Annotated in this window: 6 protein-coding genes; 2 read left to right on the top strand and 4 right to left on the bottom strand. The window is 72.8% G+C overall.

Features of this window, described 5'->3' with window-relative positions:
- Window positions 1–1503, top strand: a 1503-nt coding sequence (locus tag K6I33_RS27785) for an ATP-dependent helicase C-terminal domain-containing protein (RefSeq protein ID WP_275126788.1), incomplete at its 5' end; no start/stop codon positions are given.
- An 88-nt stretch (window positions 1504–1591) separates the two neighbouring features.
- Here K6I33_RS27785 and K6I33_RS27780 read toward each other — a convergent pair.
- The 4 genes from K6I33_RS27780 to polA all read right to left on the bottom strand — a co-directional run bounded on the left by K6I33_RS27780 (window position 1592) and on the right by polA (window position 5809).
- Complete coding sequence (locus K6I33_RS27780) at window positions 1592–1783, bottom strand: hypothetical protein (RefSeq protein WP_229357282.1); 192 nt, start codon at window positions 1781–1783, stop codon at window positions 1592–1594.
- 36 nt (window positions 1784–1819) lie between these two features.
- Window positions 1820–2800, bottom strand: a complete 981-nt coding sequence (locus K6I33_RS27775) for a DUF3068 domain-containing protein (RefSeq protein WP_229357281.1) — start codon at window positions 2798–2800, stop codon at window positions 1820–1822.
- 15 nt (window positions 2801–2815) lie between these two features.
- Window positions 2816–2950 (bottom strand): SPW_0924 family protein, encoded by a 135-nt coding sequence (locus K6I33_RS27770; protein WP_229357280.1) that lies wholly within the window; start codon window positions 2948–2950, stop codon window positions 2816–2818.
- A gap of 201 nt (window positions 2951–3151) precedes the next feature.
- Complete coding sequence (polA, locus tag K6I33_RS27765) at window positions 3152–5809, bottom strand: DNA polymerase I (RefSeq protein WP_229357283.1); 2658 nt, start codon at window positions 5807–5809, stop codon at window positions 3152–3154.
- A gap of 228 nt (window positions 5810–6037) precedes the next feature.
- On the opposite strand from polA, the gene K6I33_RS27760 reads away from it, so the two are divergent.
- The coding region (locus K6I33_RS27760) for an FdhF/YdeP family oxidoreductase (protein ID WP_229357279.1) at window positions 6038–7855 on the top strand (1818 nt) is incomplete at its 3' end.

The following is a 7855-nucleotide window of genomic DNA, read 5'->3' as shown; positions in this document are numbered from 1 at the left end:
GTGTACCGCTGCTGGACGGAGGCGGACGAGACGCGGCTGCCCGCGTTCCCGGCGGCGGAGATCACGGTGGCGGACCTGACGGCGTTCGCCCTTCAGGCCGCCTGCTGGGGCGATCCCGACGCGACCGGGCTCGCGCTGCTCGACGCCCCGCCGGCCGGTGCCCTGGCGGCCGCCCGGTCGGTGCTGGCGGCCACGGGCGCGGTGGACGCCGACGGGCGGCCCACCGACCGCGGCCGGCGCATGGCGCGCCTGGGTGTGCACCCCCGGCTCGCGCGCGCCCTGCTGGACGGCGCGCGCGAGGTCGGCGCACGCCGGGCGGCGGAGGTCGTGGCCCTGCTGAGCGAGGAACCGCCGAGGGAGTACGGGGACGATCTGGCGGCCGCCTGGCGCTCCGCGCGGCGTGGGAGCGACGCCTACGGCGCCCGCTGGCGCGCGGAGGCGCGCAGGCTGGAGAGCGCGCTGCGGAACGTCTCCGAGGAGACCGCGGCGCCCGCGGGCGCCGCGTCGCGGGGCGTGCCGGACACCGACGACGCCGTCGCCGGCCTGATCGCCGCCCTGGCGTTCCCCGAACGGGTGGCGCGGCTGCGTGGCGGGGCCGCGTACCTGATGGTGTCGGGCACCGGCGCCGAGCTGGGTGAGGGGTCCCGGCTGCGCACCGCGCCCTGGCTCGCGGTGGCCGTGGCGGACCGGCCCGTCGCCGCCGCGTCGGCGCGGGTGCGGCTGGGCGCGGTGATCGACGAGGGGACGGCGCGGGCGGCGGCGGGGGCGCTGTACGCCGAGGGCGAGGAGGTGCGCTGGTCGGAGGAGCGGCGCGACGTCGTGGCGCGCCGGGTGGCCCGTCTCGGCGCGGTGGAGCTGACCGCGAGCGTGCTGGGCGCGCCGGATCCGGGGCTGGTGCGGGCTGCACTGCTGGAGGGGCTGCGCCGTGAGGGGCTGGGGATGCTGCGGTGGGGCGCGGAGGCATCGGCGTTGCGGCAGCGGCTGGCGTTCCTCCGGCGTGAGCTGGGCGAGCCGTGGCCGGACGTGTCCGACGGGGCGCTGCTGGCGCGGGCGGACGAGTGGCTGGGCGTGGAGCTGGACCGGGCCCGCAGGCGAGCGGATCTGGAGCGGCTGGACGCGGGGGCGGCGCTGGAGCGGCTGCTGCCGTGGGCGAGCGGTGACGCCGTACGGCTGGGCGAGCTGGCGCCGGAGCGCATCGAGGTGCCGAGCGGCTCACGGATCCGGGTGGACTACGGCGGTGAGCAGCCCGTGCTGGCGGTCAAGCTCCAGGAGCTGTTCGGGCTGCACGAGACGCCCCGGGTCGCGGGCGGCCGGGTGCCCGTGCTCGTCCATCTGCTGTCCCCGGCGGGGCGTCCGGCGGCGGTCACCGCGGATCTGGCGTCCTTCTGGCGGGACGGCTACCGGTCCGTACGGGCCGAGCTGCGCGGCCGGTACCCGCGGCACCCGTGGCCGGAGGACCCGGCCACGGCCACCGCGACGCGCCGCACCAACGCCAGGCGCTAGCGCGTCGCGGTGACCGGGGCCCGCCCGTTCCTCGCGTTCGTCTTCCCTGCGTTTTCCCTGCGTTCGTCCCGTCCGCCGGCCCTGCCCGTCAGGGGAGGTAGCGCTCCAGGGCGGCGGCTCCCTTCTCCTCTATGTGGCGCCGGGCCGCCTCGACGCGTTCGGGGGTCACGTCGTGGCCGGAGGCCATGACGAGGTCCTCGGGGTCGAAGGGCCGCTCGCCGCCGGTGTAGAGCCGGCTGGGGCGGGACGGGGTGGACGCGTCCTCCGGGGTCTCCTTCACGGCGGGCCTCCTCTGCTCAGGGAACCCCTTTCGGGGTCACCCGTTCGGTTTCCCTCCATCCTGTGCCCGGTCCGCCGCGACCGCACGACGATCTCGGGCCTCAAGGGTGAGGGAGAGCGCGAGGAGGACGCCCCCGAGGGTGAGGAGGCCCCAGGGGAGGTAGCTGGTGAGCAGGAGCACCAGCTGTCGTTGCGAGGCCACGAGGGCGACGGTGGAGTCGACGTCACCGGGGCGCATCTTCACATGGCCCGAGAAGGCGGGGATGGGCTCCTTGCCGGGGGCGCCGGTCCAGCGCATCTCCTCGCGGTGGATCTCCTCGCCGTTGACCGGGGCGCCGGTGACGGGGTCGATCCAGAACATGCGGCGGGTGGTGTACCAGCGTTCCAGGCCGAGCTGCCGGACGGTGTCGGGGCTGATGCCGAGCGGCAGCTTCCTGGGCAGGGGGACCCTGGTCCAGGGGATCGTCTGCTCGAAGTAGTAGACGTCCAGGCCGTGGAAGGCTCGGGTGCCCTTGTAGTGGATGGGCGCGGAGGTGCGGGTCATCACGTCGAAGTAGCGGTAGTCGCGCTTCTCGACGAGGAACGGCCATTTGAACTCGATGCCGTCGCGGCGCACCGGGGTGCCGTCGACGTGTTCGCCGCCCGCGTGGACGGGCTCCTGGCTGTGGGCGTCGAAGACGTACCGCTCGGGGATCATGGAGACCATGGCGCCGTCGGGGCCGGCGGCGTAGGAGAGGGTGTCCCAGACGACGACGTCGCGGCCGGTCTCCTCGCGGACCTCGCGGGCCTTCTCGGTGTTGCCCTTGAGGGTCTGGACCACGGTGAGGCGGGGGACGGTGCGGGGCTTGAGGGTGCCGTAGTCGATGAGGGTGGCGTTCTCGGCCTCCATGACGGCGGTGCGGTACTGGCCGGCCGGGACCTTGGCGAGGCGGGGGAAGGCGTACCAGCGCAGCAGGGGTGACAGCGCGGCGCAGAAGACCGCGAACGCCAGCAGTACGAGGCTGGCCCGTCGGCGCATGGCGGGGACGCTCCGCTACGGCCGTGCGGGGGCGGAGGTGAGCAGGGGTTCGGGGGAGGTCTCGCCCCGGGGCGGGCCGATGGCCGTGACGGCCAGGACGAGGGCGACGGCGGCGGCCAGTCCGATGGCCGCGGCGGCCAGTGCGCGCATGCGGAGCCTCCCGGCGGAATCCCCTCACCTGACGGAGCGTCAGGAGTGGGGCAGGGTAGCAACGCCCGGCACGGAAGGGAACGCCGAAGGGAACCCGGAGGAGAACCCGGAGGAGAGCCCGGGACAGCACGACGCCGTACGGCCCGCCCCCGAAAACGATCGTTTTCGGGGGCGGGCCGTACGGCACCGGCCGCGCGGGCGTCAGTGCGCGGCGGACTCCCAGTCCCCGCCGACGCCCACGGACACATCCAGCGGGGCGCGCAGCTCGACGGCGCCGGCCATCTCGCGGCGGACCAGCTCCTCGACCTTCTCCCGCTCCCCCGGCGCGATCTCCAGCACGATTTCGTCGTGCACCTGGAGCAGCATCCGGGAGGCGAGCTTCTCCGCCGCCAGGGCCTCGGCCACCCGCAGCATCGCGATCTTGACGATGTCGGCGGCCGTGCCCTGGATCGGGGCGTTCAGCGCCATCCGCTCGGCCATCTCACGCCGCTGCCGGTTGTCGCTGTTGAGGTCCGGCAGATAACGGCGACGGCCCAGCATCGTCTCCGTGTAGCCCGTGGCGCGGGCCTCCTCGACGACGCGCTGGAGGTAGTCGCGCACCCCGCCGAACCGCTCGAAGAACGTGTCCATCAGACGACGCGCCTCGTCCGGCATGATGTTCAGCTGCTGCGAGAGACCGAACGCCGACAGCCCGTACGCCAGGCCGTACGACATCGCCTTGATCTTCCGGCGCATCTCGGGGTCGACCTCGCTCTTGGCGACGCCGAACACCTGGGACGCCACCGTCGTGTGGAGGTCCTCACCCGACGTGAACGCCTCGATCAGGCCCTCGTCCTCCGACAGGTGGGCCATCACCCGCAGCTCGATCTGGCTGTAGTCGGCGGTCATCAGCGACTCGAAGCCCTCACCGACCACGAAGCCCCGGCGGATGGCACGGCCCTCGTCCGTCCGCACCGGGATGTTCTGGAGGTTGGGGTCGGTGGAGGACAGCCGGCCCGTGGCCGCCACGGTCTGGTTGAACGTGGTGTGGATCCGGCCGTCGGTGGCGATCGCCTTGATCAGGCCCTCGACCGTGGACCGCAGCTTGGACTGCTCACGGTGCCGCAGCATGATCACCGGAAGCTCGTTCTCCGTCTGCCCCGCGAGCCAGGCCAGCGCGTCCGCGTCCGTGGTGTAGCCGGTCTTGGTCTTCTTCGTCTTGGGCAGGCCCAGCTCACCGAAGAGGACCTCCTGCAGCTGCTTGGGCGAGCCCAGGTTGAACTCGCGGCCCGCCGCCAGGTGCGCCTCCTGGACCGCCTGCTGCACGGCCGCGGCGAACTGCTGCTCCATGCGCTCCAGCCAGCCCCGGTCGGCGGCGATGCCCGCCCGCTCACAGGCGGACAGCACGGCACTCGTCGGCAGCTCCACGTCGGTCAGCAGCCCGGCCGCGCCCACCTCCTGGACCCGCCCGGCGAACGCGCCGCCCAGGTCCAGGACCGTACGGGCCCGGCCCATCAGCGCGTCCGCCTCGGCCTGCTCGTCGGCGCCGAAGGCCAGCTGGCCGTCACCGGCCGCGGCCGTGGCCAGCTCACGCCCCAGGTACTCCACCGACAGCGCGTCCAGCGCGAACGACCGGCGCCCCGGCTTGACCAGGTACGCGGCCAGCGCCGTGTCCATCGTGACGCCGTCGACCGACCAGCCGTGATCGGCGAACACCCGCATCGCGGCCTTCGCGTCGTGCATCACCTTGGGACGCTCCGGATCCGCGCTCCACGCGGCGAACGCCCGCCCGTCGGCCTCGTCCAGCTCCGCCGGGTCGAACCACGCGGCCGGGCCCTCGCCCGTCGCCAGCGCGATCTCCGCTACCCGGCCACTGCCCTTCGCCCACGAATCGGTGATCGCCACACCCAGCGGGCCCGCGCCGTGCTCGGCCAGCCACGGCGCCAGCCCGCCCGTGCCCAGCACCACGCCGTCGACCTCGGCGCCCGCCTCCGGAGCAGCCTCCTCCGCCGAATCGGCGCCCGGGTCGGCCGCCAGCAGCCGGTCCCGCAGCCCCTGGTTGCGGATCTCCAGCCCCTCCAGGAACGCCACCAGCGCCGTGCGGTCGTAGGCCCGGCGCTCCAGATCGTCCGGATGCGTGGACAGCTGGACGTCCCGCACCATCTCGGTCAGCCGGCGGTTGAGCTTCACCGCCTCCAGGTGGTCCCGCAGATTCTGCCCGGCCTTGCCCTTCACCTCGTCGACCCGCTCGACGAGCTCCGCGAACGAACCGAACTGGTTGATCCACTTCGCGGCCGTCTTCTCACCGACACCCGGGATGCCCGGCAGATTGTCCGACGGGTCGCCGCGCAGCGCCGCGAAGTCCGGATACTGCGCCGGGGACAGCCCGTACTTCTCCTGCACCTTCTCCGGGGTGAAGCGCGTCAGCTCCGACACGCCCTTCGTCGGGTACAGCACCGTGACCGCGTCGGTGATCAGCTGGAAGGAGTCACGGTCACCCGTGACGATCGAGACCTCGAAGCCCTCGGCCTCCGCCTCCGTCGCCAGCGTGGCGATGACGTCGTCGGCCTCGAAGCCGTCCACGGCGAAACGCCGCACGCTCATCGCGTCCAGCAGCTCACCGATCAGCGTCACCTGCCCCTTGAACTCGTCCGGGGTCTTGGAACGCGTCGCCTTGTACTCCGGGAACTCCTCCGAGCGCCACGTCTTGCGCGAGACGTCGAACGCCACCGCGAAGTGCGTGGGCGCCTCATCACGCAGCGTATTGGCCAGCATCGACGCGAAGCCGTACACCGCGTTCGTCGTCTGACCGGACGCCGTCGTGAAGTTCTCCGCGGGCAGCGCGAAGAACGCCCGGTACGCCATGGAGTGCCCGTCCATCAACAGCAGACGGGGACGGCCTCCCCCGGCGTCGCCGGTCGGGTCGTTCGCTTCGGTCGGGGTATTCGATGCCTTGGATGCCACGCCCCCGATCCTGCCACGGCCCACTGACAATCCCGACCGCCCCGCGCCCCCGTCACCCTCACCACCGCCACCGTCGCACCCCCGTGACAGGATCGGCACCCCACGCACGTCCCAAGATCCACCGAGCGCTCAAGGGAGAGCGAGATGGCAGGCAAGCCGCCCACCGGCGACCCCGTACAGGACGCACCCAGCGTCACCGCCCCGCAGCACGCCGCCGCCGGGCTTCCCGCCATCGCCCACTCACTGCGCATGGCCCACGAACAGATGGGCGTCCGCCGCACCGCCCTGACCCTCCTCAAGGTCAACCAGAAGGACGGCTTCGACTGCCCCGGCTGCGCCTGGCCCGAGCCCGACAAGCGCCACGCCGCCGAATTCTGCGAGAACGGCGCCAAGGCAGTCGCCGAGGAGGCCACCCTCCGCCGCGTCACCCCGGCCTTCTTCGCCGCCCACCCCGTCGCAGGCCTCGCCGACCGCAGCGGCTACTGGCTCGGCCAGCAGGGCCGCCTCACCCACCCCATGTACCTCGCCGAGGGCGCCACCGCCTACGAACCCGTCACCTGGGAACGCGCCTTCGACATCATCGCCGAGGAGCTCCACGCCCTCGGCAGCCCCGACGAGGCCGTCTTCTACACCTCCGGGCGCACCAGCAACGAAGCAGCCTTCCTCTACCAGCTCTTCGCCCGCGAGTTCGGCACCAACAACCTGCCGGACTGCTCCAACATGTGCCACGAGTCCTCCGGCTCCGCGCTCACGGAGACCATCGGCATCGGCAAGGGCAGCGTCCACCTGGAATACCTCTACAAGGCCGACCTGATCATCGTCGCCGGACAGAACCCCGGCACCAACCACCCCCGCATGCTCAGCGCCCTGGAGAAGGCCAAGCGCGGTGGCACCCGGATCATCACGGTCAACCCGCTCCCCGAAGCCGGCCTGGAACGCTTCAAGAACCCCCAGAACGCCCGCGGCCTCGCCGCCGGCGGCACGGCCCTCACCGACCTCTTCCTCCAGATCCGCCTCGGCGGCGACCAGGCCCTCTTCCGCCTCCTCAACCGCCTGATCCTGGAGACCGAAGGCGCCGTCGACACCGCCTTCGTCGACGAGCACACCCACGGCTTCGAGGACTTCGCCCACGCCGCCCGCACCGCCGACTGGGACGAGACCCTCCGCGCCACCGGACTGCGCCGCGAGGAGATCGAGACCGCCCTGCGCATGGTCCTCGGCTCCAAGCGCGTCATCGTCTGCTGGGCCATGGGCCTCACCCAGCACAAACACGCCGTCCCCACCATCAGGGAAGTCGTCAACTTCCTCCTCCTGCGCGGCAACATCGGCCGCCCCGGCGCCGGCGTCTGCCCCGTCCGCGGCCACAGCAACGTCCAGGGCGACCGCACCATGGGCATCTTCGAACGCCCCGCCCCCGCCTTCCTCGACGCCCTCGAGAAGGAATTCGGCTTCACCCCGCCCCGCGAACACGGCCTCGACGTCGTCCGCGCCATCCGCGCCCTGCGCGACGGACAGGCCAAGGTCTTCTTCGCCATGGGCGGCAACTTCGTCTCCGCCACACCCGACACCGACGTCACCGAAGCCGCCGTCCGCCGCGCCCGGCTCACCGTCCACGTCTCCACCAAGCTCAACCGCTCCCACGTGATCACCGGCGCCCGCGCCCTGATCCTCCCCACCCTCGGCCGCACCGAACGCGACCGCCAGAACGCAGGCGACCAGTTCGTCACCGTCGAGGACTCCATGGGCATGGTCCACGCCTCCCGCGGCCGCCTCGCGCCCGCGAGCCCCCAGCTGCTCTCCGAGCCCGCCATCGTCTGCCGCCTCGCCCGCCGCGTCCTCGGCGACACCAGCACCACCCCCTGGGAGGACTTCGAAGCCGACTACGCGACGATCCGCGACCGCATCGCCCGCGTCATCCCCGGCTTCGAGGACTTCAACGCCCGCGTCGCCCGCCCCGGCGGC

This window comes from Streptomyces sp. UNOB3_S3, from assembly GCF_020740895.1.
Classification (GTDB): domain Bacteria; phylum Actinomycetota; class Actinomycetes; order Streptomycetales; family Streptomycetaceae; genus Streptomyces.
This window is presented reverse-complemented; position numbering and strand designations above follow the sequence as displayed.

What these genes read in the sequence shown, in the direction of transcription:
- K6I33_RS27770 (WP_229357280.1), bottom strand. Translation starts at nt 2,950, where the DNA reads ATGCGCGCACTGGCCGCCGCGGCCATCGGACTGGCCGCCGCCGTCGCC.
- K6I33_RS27775 (WP_229357281.1), bottom strand. Translation starts at nt 2,800, where the DNA reads ATGCGCCGACGGGCCAGCCTCGTACTGCTGGCGTTCGCGGTCTTCTGC.
- polA (WP_229357283.1), bottom strand. Translation starts at nt 5,809, where the DNA reads ATGGACGGGCACTCCATGGCGTACCGGGCGTTCTTCGCGCTGCCCGCG.